Annotated in this window: 24 protein-coding genes and 1 pseudogene; 20 read left to right on the top strand and 5 right to left on the bottom strand. The window is 68.3% G+C overall.

Annotated elements, in window-relative coordinates; genetic code table 11:
- Positions 1-191: 191 nt before the first annotated feature.
- On the bottom strand, positions 192-404 hold the full coding sequence (locus LF262_RS17260; protein ID WP_372462791.1) for an ArsR family transcriptional regulator: 213 nt from the start codon (positions 402-404) through the stop codon (positions 192-194).
- A gap of 451 nt (positions 405-855) precedes the next feature.
- On the opposite strand from LF262_RS17260, the gene LF262_RS15600 reads away from it, so the two are divergent.
- The 14 genes from LF262_RS15600 to LF262_RS17185 all read left to right on the top strand — a co-directional run bounded on the left by LF262_RS15600 (position 856) and on the right by LF262_RS17185 (position 16,149).
- Entirely contained in the window at positions 856-1,851 is a 996-nt protein-coding gene (locus LF262_RS15600; RefSeq protein ID WP_443729158.1) for a substrate-binding domain-containing protein, read from the top strand.
- A 67-nt stretch (positions 1,852-1,918) separates the two neighbouring features.
- Complete coding sequence (locus tag LF262_RS15605) at positions 1,919-2,968, top strand: ABC transporter permease (RefSeq protein ID WP_235781321.1); 1,050 nt, start codon at positions 1,919-1,921, stop codon at positions 2,966-2,968.
- A gap of 26 nt (positions 2,969-2,994) precedes the next feature.
- Positions 2,995-3,960, top strand: coding sequence for an ATP-binding cassette domain-containing protein (locus LF262_RS15610; protein ID WP_235781322.1), 966 nt, complete (start codon positions 2,995-2,997; stop codon positions 3,958-3,960).
- Between the two features lie 7 nt (positions 3,961-3,967).
- Positions 3,968-5,398: an aldehyde dehydrogenase family protein gene (locus LF262_RS15615; RefSeq protein WP_235781323.1), complete on the top strand. Its 1,431-nt coding sequence runs from the start codon at positions 3,968-3,970 to the stop codon at positions 5,396-5,398.
- A 27-nt stretch (positions 5,399-5,425) separates the two neighbouring features.
- Positions 5,426-7,366, top strand: a complete 1,941-nt coding sequence (iolD, locus tag LF262_RS15620) for a 3D-(3,5/4)-trihydroxycyclohexane-1,2-dione acylhydrolase (decyclizing) (RefSeq protein WP_235781324.1) — start codon at positions 5,426-5,428, stop codon at positions 7,364-7,366.
- Complete coding sequence (locus tag LF262_RS15625; RefSeq protein WP_235781325.1) at positions 7,363-8,169, top strand: HpcH/HpaI aldolase family protein; 807 nt, start codon at positions 7,363-7,365, stop codon at positions 8,167-8,169. The genes iolD and LF262_RS15625 overlap by 4 nt, the downstream gene beginning before the upstream one ends.
- Complete coding sequence (locus tag LF262_RS15630) at positions 8,166-9,377, top strand: Gfo/Idh/MocA family protein (protein WP_235781326.1); 1,212 nt, start codon at positions 8,166-8,168, stop codon at positions 9,375-9,377. Before LF262_RS15625 ends, LF262_RS15630 begins: the two co-directional genes overlap by 4 nt.
- 2 nt (positions 9,378-9,379) lie before the next feature.
- On the top strand, positions 9,380-10,402 hold the full coding sequence (locus tag LF262_RS15635) for a LacI family DNA-binding transcriptional regulator (RefSeq protein WP_235781327.1): 1,023 nt from the start codon (positions 9,380-9,382) through the stop codon (positions 10,400-10,402).
- Between the two features lie 92 nt (positions 10,403-10,494).
- A complete protein-coding gene (locus LF262_RS15640) occupies positions 10,495-11,421 on the top strand; it encodes an NAD(P)-dependent oxidoreductase (RefSeq protein WP_235781328.1) in 927 nt (308 codons plus the stop codon).
- Complete coding sequence (locus tag LF262_RS17180) at positions 11,418-12,458, top strand: Gfo/Idh/MocA family protein (protein ID WP_235781329.1); 1,041 nt, start codon at positions 11,418-11,420, stop codon at positions 12,456-12,458. Before LF262_RS15640 ends, LF262_RS17180 begins: the two co-directional genes overlap by 4 nt.
- Positions 12,448-13,461, top strand: a complete 1,014-nt coding sequence (iolG, locus tag LF262_RS15650) for an inositol 2-dehydrogenase (RefSeq protein WP_235781330.1) — start codon at positions 12,448-12,450, stop codon at positions 13,459-13,461. Before LF262_RS17180 ends, iolG begins: the two co-directional genes overlap by 11 nt.
- On the top strand, positions 13,461-14,246 hold the full coding sequence (locus LF262_RS15655; protein WP_235781331.1) for an SDR family oxidoreductase: 786 nt from the start codon (positions 13,461-13,463) through the stop codon (positions 14,244-14,246). The genes iolG and LF262_RS15655 overlap by 1 nt, the downstream gene beginning before the upstream one ends.
- The gene (locus LF262_RS15660; protein WP_235781332.1) at positions 14,243-15,136 is read left to right on the top strand and encodes a sugar phosphate isomerase/epimerase family protein; all 894 of its coding nucleotides are present in this window, start codon (positions 14,243-14,245) and stop codon (positions 15,134-15,136) included. The genes LF262_RS15655 and LF262_RS15660 overlap by 4 nt, the downstream gene beginning before the upstream one ends.
- Positions 15,133-16,149, top strand: a complete 1,017-nt coding sequence (locus tag LF262_RS17185) for a Gfo/Idh/MocA family protein (RefSeq protein WP_235781333.1) — start codon at positions 15,133-15,135, stop codon at positions 16,147-16,149. Before LF262_RS15660 ends, LF262_RS17185 begins: the two co-directional genes overlap by 4 nt.
- 212 nt (positions 16,150-16,361) lie before the next feature.
- Here the strand turns inward: LF262_RS17185 and LF262_RS17025 are convergent.
- From LF262_RS17025 to LF262_RS15680, 3 genes and pseudogenes are all read right to left on the bottom strand, one after another.
- A pseudogene (locus tag LF262_RS17025) lies at positions 16,362-16,430 on the bottom strand (leucine zipper domain-containing protein); the annotation flags it as partial.
- A gap of 339 nt (positions 16,431-16,769) precedes the next feature.
- On the bottom strand, positions 16,770-17,555 hold the full coding sequence (locus LF262_RS15675) for an IclR family transcriptional regulator (RefSeq protein WP_235781335.1): 786 nt from the start codon (positions 17,553-17,555) through the stop codon (positions 16,770-16,772).
- 115 nt (positions 17,556-17,670) lie between these two features.
- A complete protein-coding gene (locus LF262_RS15680; protein WP_235781336.1) occupies positions 17,671-18,264 on the bottom strand; it encodes a nuclear transport factor 2 family protein in 594 nt (197 codons plus the stop codon).
- A gap of 221 nt (positions 18,265-18,485) precedes the next feature.
- Here LF262_RS15680 and LF262_RS15685 point away from each other — a divergent pair, with 221 nt between their 5' ends.
- From LF262_RS15685 to LF262_RS15710, 6 genes are all read left to right on the top strand, one after another.
- Entirely contained in the window at positions 18,486-19,169 is a 684-nt protein-coding gene (locus LF262_RS15685) for a hypothetical protein (RefSeq protein ID WP_235781337.1), read from the top strand.
- Positions 19,166-19,996 carry a shikimate dehydrogenase family protein gene (locus tag LF262_RS15690; protein WP_235781338.1) on the top strand — a complete coding sequence of 277 codons (831 nt, stop codon included), beginning with the start codon at positions 19,166-19,168 and terminating at the stop codon, positions 19,994-19,996. The genes LF262_RS15685 and LF262_RS15690 overlap by 4 nt, the downstream gene beginning before the upstream one ends.
- A gap of 73 nt (positions 19,997-20,069) precedes the next feature.
- The gene (locus LF262_RS15695) at positions 20,070-21,443 is read left to right on the top strand and encodes an MFS transporter (protein WP_235781339.1); all 1,374 of its coding nucleotides are present in this window, start codon (positions 20,070-20,072) and stop codon (positions 21,441-21,443) included.
- The gene (locus LF262_RS15700; protein WP_235781340.1) at positions 21,436-22,293 is read left to right on the top strand and encodes a sugar phosphate isomerase/epimerase family protein; all 858 of its coding nucleotides are present in this window, start codon (positions 21,436-21,438) and stop codon (positions 22,291-22,293) included. Before LF262_RS15695 ends, LF262_RS15700 begins: the two co-directional genes overlap by 8 nt.
- A 28-nt stretch (positions 22,294-22,321) precedes the next feature.
- A complete protein-coding gene (locus LF262_RS15705) occupies positions 22,322-22,894 on the top strand; it encodes a dioxygenase (protein WP_235781341.1) in 573 nt (190 codons plus the stop codon).
- Between the two features lie 520 nt (positions 22,895-23,414).
- On the top strand, positions 23,415-23,780 hold the full coding sequence (locus tag LF262_RS15710; protein ID WP_268933970.1) for a TIM barrel protein: 366 nt from the start codon (positions 23,415-23,417) through the stop codon (positions 23,778-23,780).
- Between the two features lie 299 nt (positions 23,781-24,079).
- Here LF262_RS15710 and LF262_RS15715 read toward each other — a convergent pair whose 3' ends face one another.
- On the bottom strand, positions 24,080-24,286 hold the full coding sequence (locus LF262_RS15715; RefSeq protein WP_235781342.1) for a tautomerase family protein: 207 nt from the start codon (positions 24,284-24,286) through the stop codon (positions 24,080-24,082).
- Positions 24,287-24,370 lie beyond the last annotated feature (84 nt).

Genomic DNA, 24,370 nt, shown 5'->3' on the forward strand with positions numbered 1-24,370 from the left:
CTCCTTAGCGCCAACGGTCTACTCCAGCACGGCCGTGCGCACGCGGGTACAGGCACTCAGCGGTGCGCTGGGTGGCGCTGCATCGGTGGTCAGCCGAACGGCTTCTGCTCGGAAATCGCCAGCAGGCGGCAGCGGACCCAGACGGCATCGATGTTCGGGCTGAGCTGTCCCCTGATTGTGCGACCAGTCCGTTAAGTCTGTATGAGCCCCATCGCTCGGAGCCTTATGAGGTGCTGATAGACGGTGGCTGGCGACTTGCCGATGCGGCTTGCCAGTGCAGCGGGCGCGTCAATGCCGTCGGCGATGAGGGCTACGATGGCGCGCGCCGTGGGCCCAAGCCTGGCAAGCCGCCCGGCAAGGAGGGAAGCCGGCGGTCCTTCGTCAAAGTCCTGTCCGGTTATCACCCAGTCCCCTTGATGCCTGCACGCCCGGTGGCATCGACCGATTTGCGGTGCCGGAATACGAGAACGTACCCCTCAGAGCGGTGAATGAGCCGCCGAGTCTCGATGCCGCTCCCGGCCAACTAGATGCATTCGTTGTCGGGGGAGACCTCGTCAACGACCCCTCGTGCGATCGTTCGGCCTTCGAGTATGACTTCTACGCATGCACCGAGAAGGGAGTTCCAACGAGCGGCGTTGGCTCCCGATGTTGAGCTCGTGCGAGCACTGTCCACGCTCTCCTCCTGATGTGATCCACTTCATCTGTGGACCGGTCCAGAATAGGTTGGACCGGTCCATTGACACCAGCGCTGGCGCGGTCTTACGGTTGGACCGGTCCAGAACGAGACGGGCGTCACATTGCGCCTCCGTTCGCACTGGAGTCGGGCCGCACAGAACATCAAAGGAGATAGTTGTGCTGAAGAAGACCATGTGGATGAAGGGCCTGGCCGTCCTCGCGCTGGCGCCGGCGCTGGCCCTGAGCGCGTGCTCCAGCCAGGGAGGCAAGCCGGCGGACACCTCCGGGGGAGGGGGCGGCGGTCAAGCGGCCTCGACTCCGCGTATGAAGGTGGCGATCATCACCCACGCTGAGGCCGGCGACACCTTCTGGGACATCGTCCGCAAGGGCGCCGAGGAGGCTGCTGCTAAGGACAACGTCGAGGTCCTCTACACGAACGACTCCGACGCGGGCCGTCAGGCCCAACTCGTCCAGCAGGCAATCGACCAGAAGGTCGACGGGATCGCTGCCACCATCGCGAACCCGGGAGCCATGAAGGACGTCATGAAGAAGGCCAACGACGCGGGCATCCCGCTCGTGAGCTTCAACGCCGGCGGCGACGTCTCTTCCCAGATGGGAGCGTTCACCCACTTCGGCTCCAATGAGACCCTCGCCGGCCAGGCCGTCGGCGCGAAGCTTGCCCAGGAGGGCTACAAGCACCCGATCTGCGTGATCATGGCGCAGGGCCAGGTGCAGCTCGAGCAGAGGTGTGCCGGCGTGAAGGAGAAGGTGCCGTCCACGGAGATCCTCTACGTCGACGGCAAGGACATGACGGCCGTGCAGTCGACCGCCACGGCGAAGCTGCAGGCTTCCAAGGACGCTGACGTAATCATCGGCCTCGGTGCCCCGTACACGGTCACCATCCTCAAGGCCGTGACGGACGCGAACAGCTCCATCAAGGTGGCCAGCTTCGACCTCAACCCCGCCCTCGCACAGGCGATCAGCGACGGCAAGGTCCTCTTCACCGTCGACCAGCAGCCCTACCTGCAGGGCTACCTTGCCGTTGATGCGCTCTGGCAGAACAAGCGCGGCGGCTTCAAGGTCGGTGGCGGCCAGCCCGTGCTGACCGGCCCCGCAATCGTGGACAAGTCCAACATCTCCGACGTGCTCAAGTACGTCCAGCAGGGCATCCGCTAGACCGAATCGGCACCGGGCCGCGCGACGCGCGGGCGTCGCGCGGCCCGACCACCAAGGAGTTTTCCCCATGGCTACTGCAACCGTTCCGGCCCCGGCGCCGGTTTCTGACGAGCGGATCGGGCGGAGAAACCCAGTCCAGAAGCTCTTGACGCGCCCCGAGGTCGGGGCCCTCGTGGGCGCGATCGTCCTGTTCATCTTCTTCTCGGTCGTCGCTCCGACCTTCCTGCAGCCCAGCTCGTTCGCGACCGTGCTGTACGGGTCGTCAACGATCGGGATCATGGCCGTCGGCGTGTCGCTGCTGATGATCGGCGGCGAGTTCGACCTCTCCGCCGGCGTAGCCGTGATTTCCTCAGCGCTGAGCGCGTCCATGTTCTCGTGGTACTTCTCGATGAACGTATGGATCGGCGTCCTGCTCGCACTGGTCGTCTCCCTGGGCATCGGCTTCGTCAACGGCTGGATCCTCGTGCGCACCAAGCTGCCCTCGTTCATCGTCACCCTGGCGACGTTCCTGATGCTCACGGGACTCAACCTCGCCCTCACCCGCCTCATCGGCGGGTCCGTCTCCTCGCCCTCGATCGCGGACATGGACGGGTTCTCCGCCGCCCATGCCATCTTCGCCTCCTCGATCACGATCGCCGGTGTCGAGGTCAAGGTCACCGTCTTCTACTGGGTCGTCCTGGTTCTCATCGCCTCCTGGATCCTGCTGCGCACCCGCGTGGGGAACTGGATCTTCTCAGTCGGCGGCGACGCGAACGCCGCCCGGGCCGTGGGCGTGCCCGTGACCAAGACCAAGATCGGACTCTTCATGGGCGTGGGCTTCTGCGGGTGGCTGCTGGGCATGCACAACCTCTTCGCCTTCAACACCGTCCAGTCCGGGGAGGGCGTGGGCAACGAGTTCCTCTACATCATCGCCGCCGTCATCGGCGGATGCCTCCTCACCGGCGGCTACGGTTCAGCAATCGGAGGAGCAATCGGGGCATTCATCTTCGGCATGGCCAACAAGGGCATCGTGTACGCGCAGTGGAACCCCGACTGGTTCAAGTTCTTCCTGGGCCTGATGCTCCTGATGGCCACCATCGTGAACCTCGTCGTCAAGAACCGCGCCGAGCGGAAATGACAGCCCGGACCAAGGAAGACGGAATCATGGAAACCCAGAACGCATCGACCAGGGCCGAGGCCAGGTCACGCAACATCAGCAACGCCCAGCTGCGCGCCGGGAGCGCCGAGACGGACCCGCTCACCGACCGAGCCGTGCACCTTCTGCGGCTGGACAAGATCGGCAAGCACTACGGCAACGTCATCGCCCTGCGGGACGTGACCATGGCCGTGGACAACGGCCGCGTCACCTGCGTCCTCGGCGACAACGGCGCCGGCAAGTCGACCCTGATCAAGATCATCGCCGGCCTGCACCACCACGACGAGGGCATCTTCACCATCATGGGAGAGGAGCGCAAGCTCTCCAGCCCCCGTGAGGCCCTGGACGCGGGCATCGCCGCGGTGTACCAGGACCTGGCGGTGGTCTCGCTCATGCCGATCTGGCGGAACTTCTTCCTCGGCTCGGAGCTGACCACCGGCGTCGGCCCGTTCCGGCGCATGGACGTGAACAGGATGAAGGAGATCACCAAGAAGGAACTGGCGCAGATGGGCATCGACCTGCGCGATGTCGAGCAGCCCATCGGCCAGCTCTCCGGCGGCGAGCGGCAGTGCGTGGCCATCGCCCGGGCCGTGTACTTCGGGGCCAAGGTCCTGATCCTGGACGAGCCCACCGCCGCCCTGGGTGTGAAGCAGTCCGGGGTGGTCCTGCGGTACATCCTCCAGGCCCGCGACCGGGGCCTGGGGGTCATCTTCATCACCCACAACCCGCACCACGCCTACCCCGTGGGCGACCGGTTCCTGCTCCTGAAGCGCGGCCGCTCGATCGGCTACTACGACAAGAAGGACATCACCCTTGAGGAACTGACTGCACAGATGGCCGGCGGCGCCGAGCTCGCAGAGCTCGCCCACGAGCTCGAACAGCTCGGCGGCCACACCGAGGCCCTCGAGGAAGTCCAGGCCGAGGCCGCCGCGGTCAACGCTGAGAGCCCTTCCGCCAACCAGGAAAGGAAGTAGAGAAGAGATGCAGATGCTTGTGTCGGGAACCTGGCAGGAGTCCACCAGCGGCCGGACCGAAGAGGTCACCTCCCCCTTCGACGGGCACGTGGTCGACGTCGTGCCGGTAGCGACTGCGAAGGATGCACTGGCGGCGCTGGACCGGGCCGAGGTCGGCGCCCGAATCCAGCGCACCCTCCCCGCGCACGCCCGCGCCGACATCCTCCTCAGGGCCGCAGCCCTCGCGGATGAGCGGGCCGAAGACATCGCCCAGACCATCACCGCCGAGACCGGCAAGCCGATCACGGAAGCGCGGGGCGAAGCAGGACGGGCAGGCGCGATCATCCGCCTGGCCGCCTATGAAGGGACCCAGCTGTACGGGGACACCCTGCCCCTGGACGCCAACCCCGGCACAGGCCAAGACAAGATCGGCTTCACCCTGCGCCAGCCCTGCGGCATCATCGTGGCGATCACGCCGTTCAACTACCCCTCGCTGCTGGTCCTGCACAAGATCGCACCGGCCCTCGCGGCCGGAAATGCGGTCGTGCTCAAGCCCGCCCGCACCACGCCGCTTACTGCGCTGAAGCTCGCAGCATGCTTCGTCGATGCAGGGCTCGCGCCCGAAGCGCTCTCCGTCGTGACCGGCAGCGGCGGCGAGCTCGGCGACGTGCTGGTGAGCGACCCCCGCGTCCGGAAGGTCTCCTTCACCGGATCGACCGCCACCGGAACCCGGATCGCCTCGATCGCCGGGGTGAAGAAGCTCTCCCTCGAGCTCGGCGCCTCCTGCCCGGTCATCATCCTGCCGGACGCGGACATCGAACTGGCCGCCACCGCCGTCGCCGCCGGCGGCTACATCAACGCCGGACAGGTCTGCATCTCCGTCCAGCGCGTCCTCGTCGACAGGCGCGTGGAGGCCGACTTCCTCGACGCCCTGGTCCCGATGGTCAAGGCCATCGAAGTCGGCGACCCGACCTCCGCCTCAACCCGTCTGGGATCGCTCATCTCGACGACGGAGGCCGAACGGGTCGAACGCTCCATCGCAGCCGCACGCGACAGCGGCGCACGCGTCCTGACCGGAGGCGAACGCTCCGGGGCCGTGCTCCAGCCGGCCGTCCTCGCCGACGTCGATCCCGCGAGCCCCTTCAGCCAGGACGAGCTGTTCGGCCCTGCCGTGGCCGTCTCCCGGGCCGACGACCTCGGGGCGGCCATCGCGCTGGCCAACGACAGCGCCTACGGGCTCGGCGCCGGCATCTTCACCTCCGACGTCGCCGGGGCCGTGCGGGCCATGCGCCAGATCGACGCCGGCAACGTCCACATCAACTGGACGCCCCTGTGGCGCGCCGACCTCATGCCCTACGGCGGGCTCAAGGGCAGCGGCATCGGCAAGGAGGGCATCCGCTCAGCGGTCCAGGAGATGACCGAAGAGAAGACCGTCGTCCTCCACGGGCGCCCCTGGTAGCTGGCAGCGAAGAACGACAGGAAGACCATGACCAACACCATCAGGCTCACCGTCGCCCAGGCGATCGTGAAGTACCTCTCCGTCCAGCACAGCGTCGCAGACGGGGAACGCCGCCGCCTCGTCCCCGCCGCGCTCGGCATCTTCGGCCACGGCAACGTCGCCGGCCTCGGCCAGGCCCTCGACCAGTACTCCGAGGAGCTGCCGTTCATCCAGGGCCGCCACGAGCAGTACCTGGCCCATATCGCGACCGCCTACGCCAAGGCATCGCGTCGGCGCTCGGTCCTGGCCGTGACCGCCTCGATCGGTCCAGGCGCCCTCAACCTCGTCACCGCGGCCGGACTGGCGACGGTGAACCGCATCCCGGTGCTCCTCCTCCCCGGGGACACGTACGCCACCAGGCACCAGGGACCGGTCCTGCAGCAGCTCGAGCACCCTACCGAAGCCGACTCGACGGTCAACGACGCGTTCCGTCCTGTCTCGCGATTCTTCGACCGGATCACCCGGCCTGAGCAGCTCCTCACCGCCCTGCCCCAGGCCATGCGCGTCCTCACGAGCCCCACCGACGCCGGCGCCGTCGTCCTCTCGCTCCCGCAGGACATCCAGTCCCACGCCTACGACTACCCGGCCGAGTTCTTCGAGCCCCGCGACTGGAAGGTCCGTCGGCCTCTCCCAGACCCGCAGGAGATCGCAGAAGTCGCCGACCTGGTCCGCGCCGCCCGGCGGCCGGTCCTCATCGCGGGCGGCGGAATCCACTACTCCGATGCCCATGCTGCGCTTGAAGCGCTCGCCAACCAGGTCGGGCTGCCCGTGGTGGAGACCTTCGGCGGCAAGGGCGCCGTGACCAAGGATGAATGGTGGCAGGTCGGGGGAGTGGGCCTTGAAGGGAACTTCGCGTCCAACCGGCTCGTCAAGCAGGCCGACCTCGTCATCAGCGTCGGCACGCGCCTGACCGACTTCGCCACCGGCTCCCAGTCGATCTTCGAGGCCCCCGACGTCCGGTTCGCCTCGGTCAACATCGTCGACGCCGACGCCCGCAAGCAGGGCGCGACGGGCATCCTCGCCGACGCCCGCCTGGCGCTCGAGGCACTCGCCGGCGCCCTCCAAGGCCACAGCACTTCCGAGTCGTGGCGGGAGGAGGTGCAGGCAGCGCGCGCCGAGTGGGCGCCGATCCGGGCACAGTGGCTCGACCCCGACCGGGCGTTCCGCCCCGAGGACCACCCGGACGCACCGGCGACTGGGGCGGTGCTGACCCAGCCGCAGCTGATCGGCCTCATGCAGGAGCACGCCCGCTCCGGGGACACCGTCATTGCCGCCGCCGGAGGGCCCCCCGGAGACCTGCAGAAGGTCTGGGACGCGACCGACGGGCGGGCATGCCACCTCGAATTCGGGTTCTCCTGCATGGGCTACGAGATCGCCGCCGGCATGGGCGTCCGCCTCGCCGAGGGCGACGCGGACGGACGGATCGTCTCATTCATCGGTGACGGGACCTACCTCATGGCCCCCACCGAGCTCCTCACGGCAGCGCAGGAGTGCCTGGACATGACAGTCGTGGTCTCCGAGAACCACGGCTACCAGGTCATCCACCGGCTCCAGATGAACCGCAGCGGCCGCGAGTTCGGCAACGAGTTCCGCTACCGTGCAGAGCGTGGCCCCGTGACCGGGGCCGACGGCGCTCCGGCCCGGCTCGAAGGCGACTACCTCCAGGTCGACCTGCGCAAGATCGCCGAGGGCCTCGGCGCCACGGCCCTGCGTGCCACCACCGCCCAAGAGGTCCGCGAGGCCCTCAACACCACCCGCGACACCCGCGGCCCGGTGGTCATCGTCGTACCCACCGTCCCCCACGTGGACCTCCCCGGCGGCGACGTGTGGTGGGACGTTGCACCCGCAGAGGTCTCGGAGCAGGAATGGGTCCGAAAGCTGCGCTCCGAATACGAGGACGCCCGAGGCCGCCAGCGGTGGTTCGCATGAGTGCCGGCCCGCTGGACCACGGATCCCTCCGGGCGCGCATCCAGGCCGGAGAGACCACCGTCGGCACCTTCGTCGGACTCGGCTCGCAGACCGCCGCGGAGGTCTGCGCCGCCTCCGGCGCGGACTGGATCCTTGTCGATCTCGAGCACGGAGCGGGATCAGAGGAGACGGTCGGCCCGGCCGTCCTGGCCGCCGGAGCGTACGGCGTACCCACGCTCGTCCGCGTCGAGACCGACGACCGCATCCGCGTCGGACGCGTCCTCGACCAAGGCGCGGCAGGGATCATGCTGCCGCGCCTGCAGGGCCATCGCGAGGTGGCCGAGGCCCTTAGCCACCTGCACTACCCGCCCCACGGGGACCGCGGCGTCGCCACCTACAACCGCTCATGCCGCTGGGGCATGGACGCCTCGCCGCTGTCCTCCACCGAGCAGCGGAGCCTGGGCATCGTCCAGATCGAGAATCGGAGTGCCCTGGACGAAGTGGAGCAGATCGCGGCCCTGGACGCCGCGGACGTCCTCTTCGTCGGCCCACTCGACCTCTCCACCGCCCTGGGGGTCCCGTGGATGTTCGACAGCCCCGAGTACCGCGCAGCATTGCACCGGGTCCTCGAAGCAGCGGAACGACACGGCAAAGCAGCCGGAATCCTCGCCCTCGACGCGCCAGCAGCCGCGCGCTACATCGCAGAGGGATTCCGTTTCGTGGCGATCGGGTCCGATTCGACCGTCCTCGCGGCGGCCCTGAGGAGCTCGTTCGACCTCGCCCGGACAACAGCATTCACAGAGACAAGGAAGGCCACGGCATGATCACCACCTCCCGGAGCATCGGCGTCGGGCTCATCAGCGTCGGATGGATGGGCAAGCTGCACGCCCGCGCCTATTCGAACGTCCCGTACGTCTACCCCGAGCTGGGGATCGAGCCGCGCCTCGTGATCGCCGCGGACACGGAGCCGAGCCGCATCGACTTCGCCCGCAACGTCCTCGGCTTCGCCGAAGGAACCACCGACTACCGCGACGTCCTGGCACACCCCGACGTCGACGTCGTCTCCATCTGCGCGCCGAACTTCCTGCATGCCGAGATCGGCATCGCCGCGGCAAAGGCGGGCAAGCACTTCTGGATCGAGAAGCCCGTCGGCCGCGGCTTCGAGGAGACCAATGCGGTGCGCGAGGCTGCGGCGGCCGCCGGAGTCGTGACCTCGATCGGCTACAACTACCGCCACGCACCGGCCGTCGAACACGCCCGCCGGCTCGTCGCCGAGGGGGCACTGGGACGGATCACCAACGTCAGGGCTGCGTTCTTCTCCGGCTACGCCTCCGAGCCGAACGGCGCCCTGTCCTGGCGCTTCGACCGCAAGCTCGCCGGGACCGGCGTCCTGGCCGACCTTTTCAGCCATGCCGCAGACCTGTGCCAGTATGTTGTCGGCCCAGTAGCCGAGATCACAGCCCTGACGAACACCGTCTACACGCAGCGGCCGAAGCTCCCTATGGGGACCGGAACGCACTTCGCTGTGATCGAGGACGGGGAGATGGGCGACGTCGAGAACGAGGACTATGCAGCCGCGATCGTGCGCTTCGGGCCCTCCGCGCGCGGCGCCGGAGCGGTGGGGACCCTCGAGGCGTCGCGGGTCGCCGTGGGCCCCGAGTGCGGCTACCAGATCGAGGTCTACGGGACCGAGGGGTCCCTCAAATGGGACTTCGAGCGGATGAACGAGCTCAAAGTCTGCCTCGGCCGGAACAACGACGAGCAGGGCTACACGACCGTCAACGCCAGCCCCAGACACGGGGACTACGCGCGCTTCCAGCCCGGCCCCGGGAACTCCATGGGGTTCGACGACCTCAAGGTCATCGAGGCCAAGAAGTTCCTCCTGGCCGTGGCCGGGGGCGAGCAGGCGAACTCGAACATCAACGACGCGGCCTCCGCTGCGGCCATCGTCTCCGCTGCGGAGACCTCGGCCGAGACAGGGCAGTGGCAGAAGCTCGAGGACCTCGACGGCACCACCGCGGCAAGGGCCTGACGATGACAGCAGCATCCGCGGGACGGCCGACGATCAGGGACGTGGCCGACGCCGCTGGCGTGTCCAAGTCCCTGGTCTCCCTCGTCCTCCGCAATTCTCCAGGCGTGAGCGAGGAGCGCCGTTCCCGGGTGCTTGCTGTCATCGATGAGCTGGGCTACGAGATGAACCTCGCCGCCAGGTCTCTGGCCACCCGTGACAACGGCACGGTGGGGATCCTCGTGAGCGACCTGCACAACCCGTGGGCCTTCGATGTGGCGGACGCCGCCCGGCCCGTCCTCGAGGACGCCGGCCACACCGTGCTCTTCAGCGCGGCGACCTCCTCGAGGCGGGACGGCGTCGACCGTTCGACGCTGCAGGCCTACCGTGACCTGCGGGTCTCGGGACTGCTCGTGATCGGGTCGGTGCCGGACGCTGCCGTGTTCCACGAGGCTGTCGGGAAGGGCCCCGTCGTCTTCGCCGGCGGCGGCCCGGACTATGTCGACACCGCCGACATAGTCCGCACCGATGACGCCGCAGGCATAGCCATGGTCGTCGACCACCTCGTCTCGCTCGGCCACGAACGCATCGTGCACGTGGGCGGCCAAGGCGGGTCGGCGGCGACCGAACGTGCCTCGGGGTACCTGGAGGCCATGCGCCGCCACGGTCTCGAACGCCACACAGCCGTGTACCCGGCGGACTTCTGGGAGGGCACTGGACGGGCCGCAGCGCTGCGGGCCCTGGCCGCCACGGACCGCACGGCGCCCACAGCCCTGGTGTGCCTGAACGACCTGGCGGCCCTCGGAGCCATGACCGCCGCGGACGTGCGGGGCATCGACGTCGCGATCACGGGATACGACAACATCTCGGTCGCCGCCATGCCCAGACTCTCGCTCACCACCGTCGACCCGGACAGCAAGGCCATTGGCCTCCGCGGGGCACAGACGCTCCTTGACCGGATCAGCGGGGCCAACCAGAAGCCCTACAGCCAGCAGACCATCGTGCCCCACCTCGTCGTGCGCGACTCCAGCCGCCACGGCCTGCGCTGACACCACACATTCCCCATAGCCGGTCCACAGAGCGGCCTTCCCCGATCAGGGGCAGCGACGGAGCCGGTCACTCGCAGGACGAAGGAAATCCCATGCCTGAATCCATCCAGACAATCGTCGCCCTTGGACCGGTCGAGGCCGGCATCGTGGAGCCGCTGCTGATGCCGGGGCAGCGGTTCGTGCCCGACCCGGACGAGCGCGACCTCGCCGAGGCCCGCGCGGCCATCGTCCGCGCCGCCTACACTGTCGACGCCCCGATGCTCGACCGCATGCCTGAACTGAGGGTCCTCGCCCGCACGGGCGTCGGCACCGAGCGTGTCGATGTCGCCGAGGCAGGACGCAGGGGCATCCCCGTCGTGATCACACCGGGCAGCAACACGTCCTCGGTCGCCGAAGGAGTCTTCACCCACCTGCTGGCACTCGTGAAGCGGCTCGGAGACCTCACCTCGCTCGTCCGCTACGGCCAGTGGGAGGACCGGGCCGAAGTGCACGTCGGAGACCTCGAGGGCCACACCCTGGGCATCATCGGATACGGCCGGATCGGCAAGCGCGTCGAGCGCCTTGCCCGCGCTTTCGACCTCAACGTCGTCGCATACGATCCCTTCGCGGACATCCCGGAGGACATCCGTCGGGACGACCTGGACCAGCTCCTGCGGGAAAGCGACTTCGTCACCCTCCACCTGCCCCTCAGCCCGCAGACCCGCGGGATGTTCGATGCCGACCGGTTCACGTCGATGCGGCGTGGATGCATCCTGGTCAACTGCAGCCGAGGGGGCCTCGTCGACCTGGACGCAGCACTCTCCGCCCTTGAGGACGGCCGGCTTGGCGGCCTGGGCCTCGACGTCTATGACCCTGAGCCTCCCGCCCACCACCCGGTGTTCGACCACCCCCGGGTCACCCTCTCGCCCCACGTCATGGGCTTCACCCAGCAGAGCATGGCCAACACCGTCAGGGACGCCGTCCGCGGCGCCCTCGCGGTCCTGGACGGCCGCGCCCCGACGGCGGTGGCGCAGCCGTGACGCTCGGAATCGGTATCATCGGCCTGGGCGTCATGGGAGCCGACCACGCGGAGACGCTCGCCTCATGCATCAGCGGCGCCCACATCGCAGCAGTCACCGACCTCGACTCCGAACGCCGCGCAGGAGCAGCCGAAAGGCACCGCGCAAGGGGCCAGGCGACAGCCGACGACCTCATCGCGGACCCCACTGTGGACGCCGTCATCATCGCCTCCCATGACTCGGCCCACGCAGCCCAGGTCGAGCAATGCATCAGGCAGGGCAAGCCCGTCCTCTGCGAGAAGCCCCTCGCGCCGTCGGCCGAGGAGTGCCTCCGCCTCAGGGACATGGAAGCCGACCTCGGGCTCGAACGACCACTTGTCTCGGTCGGATTCATGCGCCGGTTCCACGAGCCCTACCGACAGCTGCGCGAAACCCTGCGCTCAGGAGACCTCGGACGCCTCGTCCTCCTCCACGAAGTGCACCGCAACGTCCGCGCGTACCCGGGAACGAGCGCATCGTCGATCGTCACGAACTCAGCTATCCACGAAATCGACATCACCGCCTGGCTCCTCGATTCCCCCATCGTCGAGGCGAGCTGGCACGCACCGCGCCTCCCGGACTCGCCCAGCGACTGGCACGCCCCCCAGCTGATCCACCTCCGGACCGCTGCCGGGACCCTGGCCTCGGTGGAAGTGAGCGTCGACTACCGCGCCGGCTACTACGTCCACTGTGAGGTCGTCGGAGAGAACGGCTCGGCCCGCATGGCCCAGCCGCCAGCCGCCCACCTCACCTCCAACCTGAAGGAGTCGACCCGACTGGCCCCCGACTGGCGCCCCGTCTTCGCCGACGCATACCGGCGGGAACTGCAGGAATGGACCGACTCGATCGCAGCCGACCGTAGCACCACCCTCGCCAGCGCCGACGACGCCCTCGACGCCGCCCTCGTCGCAGAAGCCGTCCTCGCCTCCATGAACAACGAAGGAGTCCCCACGCCGGTCCGCCGGCCCGAGCTCGCCAACACCAGAGCAACGAAAGGAACGAACTCCGATGTCAAGTGAACGCCTCCGCGTGGCACTCTTCGGCTCGGGACGGATCGGCCACGTCCACGCCCACAACATCGCCGGCCACCCCGATCTGGACCTGGCAGTCATCGCAGACCCGTTCCTCGACGGCGCATCCAGACTCGCAGCTTCCACCGGCACCACCGCAGTGGCCTCAACCGAGGAGGCCCTGGACACCCCCGGGCTCGACGCCGTCGTCATCGGCTCAGCCACGAGCACCCACGTCGAACTCATCGAGGCCGCAGTCCAGCGCGGACTCGCCGTCGTGTGCGAGAAGCCGATCGACCTCGACCTCGCGACCGTCCGCTCCTGCCGCGAGCGGATCGCGGGATCGCGGACGCCGATCATGCTCGGCTTCAACCGCCGCTTCGACCCGGCATTCGCGGCAGTACGGCGGCGGGTGGAAGCCGGAGAAATCGGCACCCTCGAACAGCTGACGATCATCAGCCGCGACCCGCAGCCGGCCCCCGTCGGCTACTTGGCCAGCTCGGGCGGCATCTTCCGGGACATGACCATCCACGACCTGGACATGGCGCGCTTCTTCGTCCCGGACATCGTGGAAGTCTCCGCCCAGGGCTCCACCCTCTTCAGCGACGACATCCGCGACCTTGGCGACTACGACACTGCTGTCGTCACGCTCCGCGGAGCCCGAGGAGAGCTGGTGACAATCACCAACTCCCGGCACTGCGCGTTCGGCTACGACCAGCGGCTCGAAGCCTTCGGCTCCGCCGGAATGCTCTCGGCCGCGAACCTCGCCGCGGACACCGTCCGCTTCTACAGCGCATCCGGGACGGAGCAGGCAGGCCCCTACCTGCCCTTCTTCCTCGAGCGCTACCAGGCCGCATACCGCGCCGAGCTCGACGCGTTCGCGGCCGCGGTCCGCACCGGGACAGCGCCCTCGCCCGGCTTCGACGATGGGATGGCTGCCCTCGTCCTGGCGGAGGCCGCCACCGAGTCCGCAGCGGCAGGCAAGGCCGTCAACGTCGAAGGGAGCTGGTGATGGACGCACCGCAGCTCGCAGGCAAGATCGTCCTGGTCAGCGGAGGAACCCAGGGACTGGGAGAAGCCGTCGCCCGACGCGCCGCCCTGCAGGGCGCCGAAGGCATCGTAGTGACGGGACGAAACGCCGCGGAGGGCGAGCGGGTGCGCACCGAGCTCGAATCGGCAGGCGCCCGGGCCCTCTACCTCAAGACAGACCTGGCGGACGTCGACCAGGCCCGGGCCTCGGTCAAGGACACCATCTCCGAGTTCGGGCGCCTCGACGCGGTCGCCAACTGCGCCGGGCTGACCACGCGAGGCACCTTCCTCAACACCGAGCAGGAGCTGTTCGACGCGCACATCGCGATCAATCTGAGGGCACCGTTCTTCATCATGGCCGAGACCATCCGGCACCTGGTCAGCCGCGGCGCACCGGGCAGCATCCTCAACGTCATCTCGATCGCGGAGCACGGCGGGCAGGACTTCCTTGCGCCCTACGTGGCCGCCAAGGCCGGGCTCGCCGGCGCCACCCGCAACGCCGCCCATGCCCACCGCTGGGACCGGATCCGGATCAACGGACTCGACATCGGATGGACGGCGACAGCGGGGGAGGCCGCGACCCAGAAGGCCTTCCACGGCGCCGGCGACGACTGGCTCGAGAAGGCCAGCGCCAGTGTGCCCATGGGCAAGCTCGGACAGCCCGACGAGATCGCCGAATTCATCGTGTTCCTGCTCTCGGACCGCAGCGGAGTCGTCACCGGGTCCGTCATCGACTGGGACCAGCAAGTCATCGGAGGACAAGAATGACCAGTACATCCATCACCGGCCGCATCGCGGCTGCGCCGATCTCCTGGGGAGTCTGCGAGGTGCCCGGCTGGGGCTACCAGCTCGACGCCGAACGCGTCCTCGGCGAGATGTCCGAGCTTGGCGTCGTGGCCACTGAATTCGGCCCTGCCGGCTTCCTCCCGGCCGAGCCCGCGCCCCGCGCCGCCGTCCTCTCACGGCACGGCCTCCAGGCTATCGGCGGGTTCTTCCCCGTGATCCTGCACGACCCCGACAAGGACCCCATGGAAGCCGTCGCCCCCGAACTGGACGCCTACGAAGCCGCCGGCGCGGACATCATGGTCCTGGCCGCTGAGACCGGTGTCGCCGGCTACGACCAGCGCCACGAGCTGGACGAAGCAGGCTGGACCCTGTTCGGCCGGAACCTCGACCGGATCGTCGCGGCGGCCGCCGACCGCGGCATCACCGTCGTCGTCCATCCCCACGTCGGAACGATGGTGGAGTCCACCGAAGACGTCCAGCGGCTCCTGGAGGGCACGACCGCCAAGGTCTGCCTCGACACCGGCCACCTCCTCATCGGGGGAACCGATCCGAAGCAGCTCGTCCGAGAGCACGCATCGCGGATCGGGCACACCCACCTCAAGGACGTCCGGGCAGACCTCGCCCGGCAGGTCCAGAACGGGGAACTGACCTACACCGACGCAGTCAAGGCCGGAATGTACGTCCCCCTCGGGCAGGGCGACGTCGGCATCCGCGACATCGTCCTGGGCCTCCTCGACGCCGGCTACCAGGGCTGGTTCACCATGGAGCAGGACACCATCCTCGACCAGGCCCCAATCGGCGAAGGACCTGTAGCGGACGTGCGCCAGTCCATCGCCTACCTGAAGTCGCTCGAGAAGGCAGCGGTATCGTGACGGCCGTGCGCTGGGGCGTGCTCACCACCGCCCGGATCGCCCAGCATCGGTTCCTGCCCGCAGCAGCGAAGGCCGAGAACGCCGTCGTCGGCGCAATCAGCAGCCCGAGCGGCCGCGCAGAGGAGGTGGCCCGCAGGTTCGGCATCCCCAAGTCCTACCGCAGCCACGAGGAGCTCCTCGCCGACCCGGACATCGACGCCGTCTACCTCCCCTTCCCGAACAGCCTGCACGCCGACTGGGCCGTCCGCTCCGCCGAGGCCGGCAAGCACGTCCTGTGCGAGAAGCCGCTCGTGGCCAGCACCGAAGACCTCCAACGGGTCCTCAGCGCCGCCGATGAGGCGGGAGTGCGGATCATGGAGGCCTTCATGTACCGCTTCCACCCCCATCAGGGCAGGGCAAGGGAGCTCATCGCAGCAGGCCGCATCGGGCAGATCGTCTCAGTCCACGCCCGGTTCCACTTCGTGATGGACCGGCAGCCCCAAGAACCCCGCTTGCTCCCCGGCATGGACGGCGGTGCACTCAACGACGTCGGCACCTACGGCGTCGATGCGCTGAACAGCGTCGTCGGCCGCCTGCCCGGCACGGTGTACGGCCGAGGGACCAGCTGGACAGACCCCGTCGACACCACGATGGCCGCAATCCTGGACTACGACGGAATCCTCGGAACCATCGACTGCGGTTTCGAAGGCCCGCGCAGCCGCAGCCACACCCTCCAGATCATCGGCACCGACGGGGCGATCACCTTGGACAAGGCCTTCGACCCGGACCCCGACGAAACCGCCACCCTGACGCTCTCCACCCGGGCAGGCGAAACCCAGACGTTCCCACTCGTCCACGACAGCTTCAGAACCGAAATCGAAGCGTTCGGCGACCTGATCCGCACCCCGGGCCCCGTCATGCCGTTCCGCGAGCTCACCGAGCAGAACCTCATCGTGCGGAACGCCCTCCACGAATCCATGGTGACGGGGCTGCCCCAGCAGCTCGCCCTTGCCAGCCCGCTCAACGTCCAGTAGCAGGAAGGAACCTCTGAGCCCCACCACCACAGCTGTCAAGACCATTCCGCACTTCCTCAATGGCGAGGAGACCCAGGGCGTCGGCGAGCGGACGCAGCCGGTCTTCAACCCGGCCACGGGCGAGCAGACCGGAGAGCTGCGCCTGGCCGACGCGGCTGACCTGGAGACCGCGGTGGCCCACGCTCTGACGACGCTCTTGACCAGCCCGGGCCGGTCCTGTTCGGACTGCGGTGCGGGCGGGAGCCGCGGTCGGCCATCCCGGCCGATCCCTCGGCCCGGTAGCTCCGCTAACCGAGACCGGGACAACGTCCCCGGACATCACACCCAGGCGGTCATGATGGCAGTCGCGCCGATGCTTGGCCGGCAGCGTGCCAACACGGTGGTCTACGGGGCGCCCACCACAGCGATCGGGACTGGCCCGACCTTTGAGGACGAGCTTCTGCGTCATGACGACCTCGTCGAGCAGCTCGGCGCCGCCTGCATCCACGAGCTCTGCTACTCCGTTGGTACCTCGGCAGTGCAGGGAAGATGACCAAGCAGGCCGTCGCGCGGCACTCCCGTTGGTACGCAATTCCCGGTTGCGCTCCTATCCGTGAGGGCAACCGGGATCGCTTTTCGGTTTAGGCAGTTCGGACGTCTTCGCGAAGCTGGGTCTCGATGTCGCGTTTGGCGTCTCGGAGTGCCCGCACCGCGCGGGCCTCGAGGGTGTCGCTGATGCGGACGGCGGGGATGGCGACGTTGATCGAGCAGGGAGGGAAGGATGCCGGCAGGTCCAGGGCTGTCCCGATGCCGATGATGCCGGGGGTGTATTCCTCCCGGGAGTAGGCGATTCCAGTGGACCTCGCCTGCTCGAGCTCGTGGCGCAGGCGGGGAAGGTCGGTGACGGTGTGCGGTGTGACCTTCTCGAACTCCGTTGTGTGCAGGTAGTGATCGAGCTTGTCGTCGGTCATCTGCGCCAGGATGGCCTTCCCGCCTGAGACCGCGTGGAGGGGCGCGAGGTCGCCCTCGCGTAGGTGCGAGACGAGCCGCTGGGTACTGGTGGCGGCGGCGATGACTTCGGTGTGCTGCCCGTGGAGCCTATTCAGGGCCGAGGATTCATTGATAGAGCGGGTCAGTGCCTGGAGCACGGGGAGAGAGACGTCGATGAGCTGCTGGACCCTCGCGGGCCGGTCCGAGAGCTGGGCGAGGGAGGGACCGAGCGTGTGAGTGCGGGTGGGCTCGTCGAACGTCAGGTATCCCCGCACGACCAAGGTCTTGAGGAGCTTGGTGAGGCTGCCTTTGGGGATCCGGAGCGAGGTTCCGATTTCGGCGTGTGTGAGCCCGTGGCCCGCGTCGGCGAGCAGCTCGAAGACGTCCAGGACCCGGTCGGCCGACTTGACCGCGGCAGTCTGCTCGGAGGCTGTCATCGTTCGCTCCAGACGGAAGTGCGGCGGCATCAAATCCTCATTCTAGGTGCCGGGTCCAACTTGCGGCCCGGCGAGCGGCCCGGGGGCGCGCCGTAGGGTGCGCCCCAGGGCTTCCTCATGACCCGGACAGCCAGCGGCTGCCGCGCTCGTAGAGGCTCTCGACCTCGGGGCCGGTGAGTCCGGGCATGTCCTTCTTCACGGGGTAGCCGATCCTGGACTGCGCGTAGGCCAGGTGGCGGTAGCCGCTGGGGAATCCCTGGAGCAGCTCGGGGTCCAGGCGCGGTCCCGGCCCCGGGGCGACGGGGGCGAGGCGGTCGGCCTCGTAGATGGGCTGGCGCAGCACCATCTTCCATTCCCCGTCCTGCTTCTCGAGGAAGTCGTAGAAGCGCCCGGTGCAGACGATGTCGCAGACCACTCCCTCCACGTCGGCCCGCTGGGTGATGGTCATCTTCGTCTGGGCCACGGCACGGTCGCCGGCGACGTCGATCGAGCTCCCCCCGAGGAAATGCAGGATGCTCACGCCGCGGTTCCACCCGTCGATGCTCGCCTGGATGAACGCCTCGGCAGATCCCTGCGTCCAGGTGGCCATCATCTCGCCCTCTGGGGCCCACACCGTGCGGAACCGGTCCCAGTCCCCGGCGTCGCGCCACACGGCCCAGTTCTCCACAAGCTCGCGGATGCGGATCCGCTCAAGCATCAGATCTTCCATAGTCAGACTCCTTCGTCGATATAGTTTCCATATGAAAACTAGCTCAAGCCCCCGATGGCGGTCAAGACTGCAGAATTAGGCCGACTAGCGGTTGACGTGGGTCACATCTTGCGGCAGAGTTGTTCCAGTATGGAAACAGGATCTGTGGTTGGAGTGTCTCCGCCGAGGCGGGCAGGCTCCCTGAATGCCACAGGTCGACGACTGATATGGGAAGCGGAAAGATGACTCTTCGTGGAACCGCCTTCATGGCTGTCTGGCACGACATCAAGGAAGAGGGCGAGACCGAGTACAACCAGTGGCACACGGTCGAGCACATGCCCGAGCGCGTGAGCACCCCGGGCTTCCTCGCCGGGCGGCGCTTCGTGGACTGGGGCTTGGACCGGTACCGCTACTTCACCCTCTACGAGGGGCGGGAGCTGGGGACCTTCTCCTCGGAGGAGTACCGCCGCCGGCTGAACAACCCGACCCCGTGGACGTTCCGGATGCAGCCCAACTTCCTGAACTTCGTCCGGTCCGCGTGCTCGACCGTCTCCACCGCCGGCTCCGGCACGGGCGGGGCCGTCGCCACGATCCGGGTGAACGTCTCGGACGAGGCCCGCTTCGAGGACCTCGTGCGGCCGCAGTTGGAGCGGGCGCTCTCGCTCCACGGCATCTGCGGGGTCCACCTGGGGGCCGCACGGCCGGAGACGACCCACATCCGCACCAAGGAGACGGAGCTGCGGGCCGACACCGGGGAGGACGTCTTCGACGCTGTCGTGATGATCGAGGGCATCGGGCGCCGGGAGGTCGAGGCGGCGGTCAAGGACCTCGCACCTGCCATCGGCAGCCTCGGCCCTGTCGGCTCGACCGAGACCGCCACCTACGACCTTGCCTACCTTCTGACCACCGAGGACCTGCAGCCATGACCCGCACACTGACCGGAACCACGAAGTTCTTCGGGATCATCGGCGACCCGATCGCGCAGGTCCGCGCCCCGGAGGTCTGGAACGCCCTGTTCGAACTCAACGGCATAGACGCCGTCTGCGTGCCCCTCCAGGTCAGCCCCGAGCGGCTCGGGGACTTCCTCACCGGGTGCAGGGCGCTGAAGAACATGCACGGCCTCATCGTGACCATCCCGCACAAGCCGGCCGCGCTGGCCTCGGTGCAGCACCCGACGGAGCGGGCGGCCCGGGTCGGCACCGTTAACGTCATCAGGCTCAACGGGACCGGAGAGTGGGAAGGGGACATCCTCGACGGGGTCGGCTTCGTCAACGGCCTCACGTCCAAGGGCCACGACCTCCAGGGCATGCGTGCCCTCGTCGTCGGCTCCGGCGGGGTCGGCTCGGCGATCGCCTTCGCGATAGCCGACGCCGGGGCCAAGGAAGTCGTCGTGGCCGACGTCCTGCCGAGCCGGGCGCAGGACCTCGCGGACCGGATCAGCGCCACCGGCGTCCCCTCGAGCGTGGGCGCGGCGGCCGCTGCGGCCTTCGACCTCGTCGTCAACGCCAGCCCCATCGGCATGAAGGCCGATGACCCGCTCCCGATCGACTGCGACGGCCTCTCCCCGGCCACGATCGTGGCCGACGTCGTGGTCCATCCGCGCATGACCAGGCTGCTCACCCTGGCCGCCGACCGCGGCTGCCCCGTCCAGCCCGGATTCAACATGATGGACTACCAGCTCGCGACCATGGCCGAGTTCTTCGGCTTCGGGCCCGGCGACTGGAGCCCGGAGACCACCGCACGGCTCGGCTGAGACCCCGCCTTCCCTCCCCCCTGCAGAACCCCGTCACCAAAGCCAGTGCACCCACGTGTCAAGGAGGACACCAGTGACATCGCTATCCACCGCGGCCGCCTCGGCGGTCAGATCGTCCATGAAGAAGGCGACGATCCGGATCGTGCCCTTCATCCTGCTCATGTACATCATGGCCTTCGTCGACCGGGTCAACCTCGGCTTCGCCACCAACGAGCTCAAGGTCCACGCCGGCGTCTCCACGGCCGCCTACGCCCTGGGCGCCTCGCTGTTCTTCGTCACGTACTGCTTCCTCGAGGTACCCAGCAACGTCATCATGCACAAGGTCGGCGCCCGCATCTGGATGGCCCGCATCATGATCTCCTGGGGCCTGATCTCGGCAGCGACCATGTTCGTGAACAACGAGGCCTGGTTCTACGTGCTGCGCCTCCTGCTCGGCGCCGCCGAGGCCGGGTTCTTCCCGGGCATCATCCTCTTCCTGACCTACTGGTTCCCGGACGAGTACCGCGGCAGGGTCACCGGGCTCTTCTACTTCGGCGCACCCCTGGCGTTCATCTTCGGTGCTCCCGTGTCAGGGATGTTCCTGAACATGGACGGCGTCGCCGGCCTGTGGGGCTACCCGTGGATGTTCCTCATGGAGGGCCTGGGCGCCACCGCCGTAGGGATCGCAGCCCTCTTCGTCCTCTGCGACGCGCCCCGGAAGGCCAAGTGGCTCACCGAGCCCGAGAAGAAGGCCCTCACCGCCGTCCTGGACGCCGAGAACGCGGCGAAGAACCAGCACGGCCACACCAGCATGCTCAGCGCGATGAAGGACCGCACAGTCCTGTACTTCGGCCTCGTCTTCGCCCTCGTGCAGATGGGCGTCTCCGTCGCCCTGTTCTTCCTCCCCGCCCAGATCTCGGCCATGATGGGCAAGGGCGCCAACCCCGTCGTCACAGGCTTCGTCGTCGCCATCCCGTGGACGTGCGCGCTCTTGGCCACCTACTTCGTCCCGCGTTACGCGGAGAAGGTCCGCCGCTACGGCATCATCGGCGGCGCCAGCCTCATCCTCGCCGCCGTGGGCATGCTCGTCTCGGCCGGAACCACCCCCGTCGTGGCCGTCGTCGCGCTCTGCCTCGCCGTCGCCGGGCTATGGGCGTGCCAGCCGATCTTCTGGACCCTCCTGACGAACTACAAGACCGGCGCCGCAGCCGTGACGGGCATCGCGCTGGTGAACACCATCGCCAACATCGGCAACTTCTTCGCCCCCAACGTGAAGGTCTGGGCCGACCAGAGCTTCAACTCCGGCTTCGGCGGCCTGATCGTCCTGGCCCTTGTCACCGCTCTCGCCGGCCTGATCTACATCCCCCTCGGCAAGCACAAGGGCGTCCGCGCCACAGCCGGGGAGGCACCCGTCGTCGTTCCCAACCAGGATGACGTCGCCTCCCACGGAGCAAGCCAGGATGCCTGAGCAGGGCAGGGTCCTCTCGCTCGCCCACCTCTCGGTCGTGGACGCGCACCCGCTCGAGCTGATCGACGCGGCCGTCGCCGGGGGCTTCAACGCCATCGGCCTGCGGATCGTCCCGCCGATGCCCACCGACGAGATCATCCCGGTCGTCGGGGACGAGAAGCTGCTCGCCGAGGTCATCCGCAAGAAGGACGACTGCGGCATCATGATCCTGGACACCGAGGCCCTCTGGCTCACCCCCGAGATCCGGCCGAAGGACCTGGAGCCGGTCCTGGAGACCTCTGCCCGGCTCGGGGCGACCAACATCCTCGTCGTCGGCAACGACCCGGACCCCGGACGGCAGCAGGCCAACTACGCGGAACTGTGCGACCTCGCCGCCGCGCACGGACTCACGGCCGCGGTCGAGTTCATCCCCTACTGCGCCACCGGGACCCTCGCCGGCGCCCAGGACCTCGTCCTGGGCGCCGGCAGGCCCAACGCCAAGTTCCTCATCGACGTCCTGCACCTGATGCGCTCCGGTGACGGCCCCGAGGCGCTCTCGGCCCTGGTCCCAGAGGCCTTCGCCTACTGCCAGCTCGCCGACCTCGCCGGCCCCCGGCCGCAGACCACCGCCCTCCTGCGCCAGGAGGCCCGCACCGACCGCCGCTTCCCCGGAGAGGGCGAGGCGCCCCTGGCGCAGATCCTCGACGCGCTCCCTCCCGGCCTCCCGCTCGGGGTCGAGGCTCCCGTGCTCAAGCACCGCGACCTGCCCGTCGTCGAACGCGGAAGGCTCTGCGGCGAGGCCACCAGGGCGTTCCTCGATGCCTACGACTCCGGCCGCAGGGCAGCCCAGACTGCCCCGGCCGACCACTGACCAGACCGACCAACCGGGAGAACCCGCCATGGCCACCGACCTCGCCACCGACACCCTGACGGGGGAGGTGATCCGCAGCTTCGCTGAAACCCCCGACGAGCGGTTCCGGCGCGTCCTGACCAGCCTGACCACCCACCTGCACGCCTTCGTCCGGGAGGTCGCGCCCTCGATCGAGGAATGGGAACAGGCGATCGACTTCCTCGCACGCACCGGCAAGACCTGCACCGACGCACGGCAGGAGTTCATCCTCCTCTCCGACGTCCTCGGCGTGTCGATGCTCGCGGAGACCGTCAACGACGCCGAGACCCACACCGTCGTCCTCCCGCACGCCGTCGCCTACAAAGCCCCGCAGCGCTCCGGGTCATCGCCGCCCTCCAGAGGGTCACCGGCACCGAGGGCCCCGCCGCGCACCTGCGCGAACTGGGCCTCGAACTCGCCACCCCCCGATCCCCGCGCGACCTCGGCCGACCGAGGAGGACGTAGAGGCCGCGGTCGAACTAGCGCCCCGCAACCCATACGGCAACCCGCGGGAAGCCACCCCCGAAGGGATCCTGGGACTCCTCAGCGCAGCGCTCAATGGCGAACCCGTCACGTCGAATGAATGACTGGCCGAAGGGCATGGCCATGCGCCAGGAAATGGCGAAGGCACCTCCTCCCGGTGCACCTGCCACTGGACGGCTGAGACGTCCGCAGTCTTTTGGGGGCCGGACTCGCCCTTCGTCAGGCCAAGTCCTGCTTAGAAAAGAACCATCCTCGATCATAAGAACCCGCGCTGTGTAGGGAGACCCACACCCGCGGGATCACAAGTTCCTACGTTGGTCCCGAGAACCAAGATGCGTGGCAATCCAGAGTTGACGCGCGGGGGCCCGCCCAATCGAAGTGGAGCTCAAGTGAGTGGTGGCTCGAACCGGGAGGATCGCCGTGGCGGCAGACCTGGTCGCTGCGCCTCGACGCGGGCGAAGGCTTTGAACGCGCCGTGGATCAAGATCGGAACAAGCTTCGGTCCTGCCCTTTCCGCGGTGGACCCGTTGGCTGCCCCCTGCGGAGGCTAGCCGACGAGGCTGCTGCAGCTGGGACGAGGGTTGCACTCGAGCCGCTGCGGTTCGCCATGATCGCCTTCCCTGCCCCAGGGCGCGGACCTGATCAGGAAGGCCGACGACAAGGCAGCCGGTCTCATCGTCGACTCTTGGCACGTCTTCCGGGCCGGAACTGCCCTTGAGGACTTCGAGGCAGTGGTGGCGCCGCCCCAGATGGTCTTCGGCGTCGAGCTCAGCGATGCCGATGCCGAGCCTCGCGGAACGCTCTTCGAAGACACCCGAGACAACCGCCGTTACCCCGGCCAGGGCGAGCGGGACGTTGCAGGCTTCATCACGAGCATGCGGCGCCTGGGTTGGGAGGGGTCCAGGGGCGTGGAGATGCTCTCTCGGCCGAGCATCGGAGCATGCCCTTGGGAGAGGGACTGCAGCGGGCGCGACACGCAGCGTTGAGCTGCTTCGGCAAGACCGACGCGGCGACGGGTGAACGGAAGCCCCACTGGCGCGGGGCGGGCTCCTTGCCTGCTGGTCCACCTTGAAGGGGAAGGTCCCGGTCTATCCGAGACCGGGTCCTTTCCCTTGATGCCCTCCAGATAGTGGCGGTCTCCACAAGCAACGCCTGGCGCGTGGCCAAGCCGCTTTGCCCGTGCGCTTGTGGTCGCTGAACTGCTGCTTGAGTACGGCGCCGTCCTTCCAAGAGCACCCCAGCCCGTCCTCGCGTCCTCTGTGTGGGACCGGAGGAGCATGGCGGCCTAGGGTGCCGGGAGCGGGGATGTCCCCTCGCTCTTGAGGGTTGTCCCCACTGCCCACAGTTCGGGGTCGACCTCGTTGGCCAGCACGCGCACTGAAGCCAGTGGGACGTCCAGAGTGCTGGAGACCGCCTTGGCGACCTCTCGCAGGCAGTCCTGGACTGCACCTCGATCTCGTCCGGCGACCATGTTGATGGTGACTATGGGCATTTTGTCTCGATTCGTTGTGGCCTCGAAGGTCGCGGTGCGGTGTGCTGGCGAGGCGGTGGTCCGGCGGTTGTCCGGGAGGGGCGG

This window comes from Sinomonas notoginsengisoli (assembly GCF_021554725.1).
Classification (GTDB): domain Bacteria; phylum Actinomycetota; class Actinomycetes; order Actinomycetales; family Micrococcaceae; genus Sinomonas; species Sinomonas notoginsengisoli.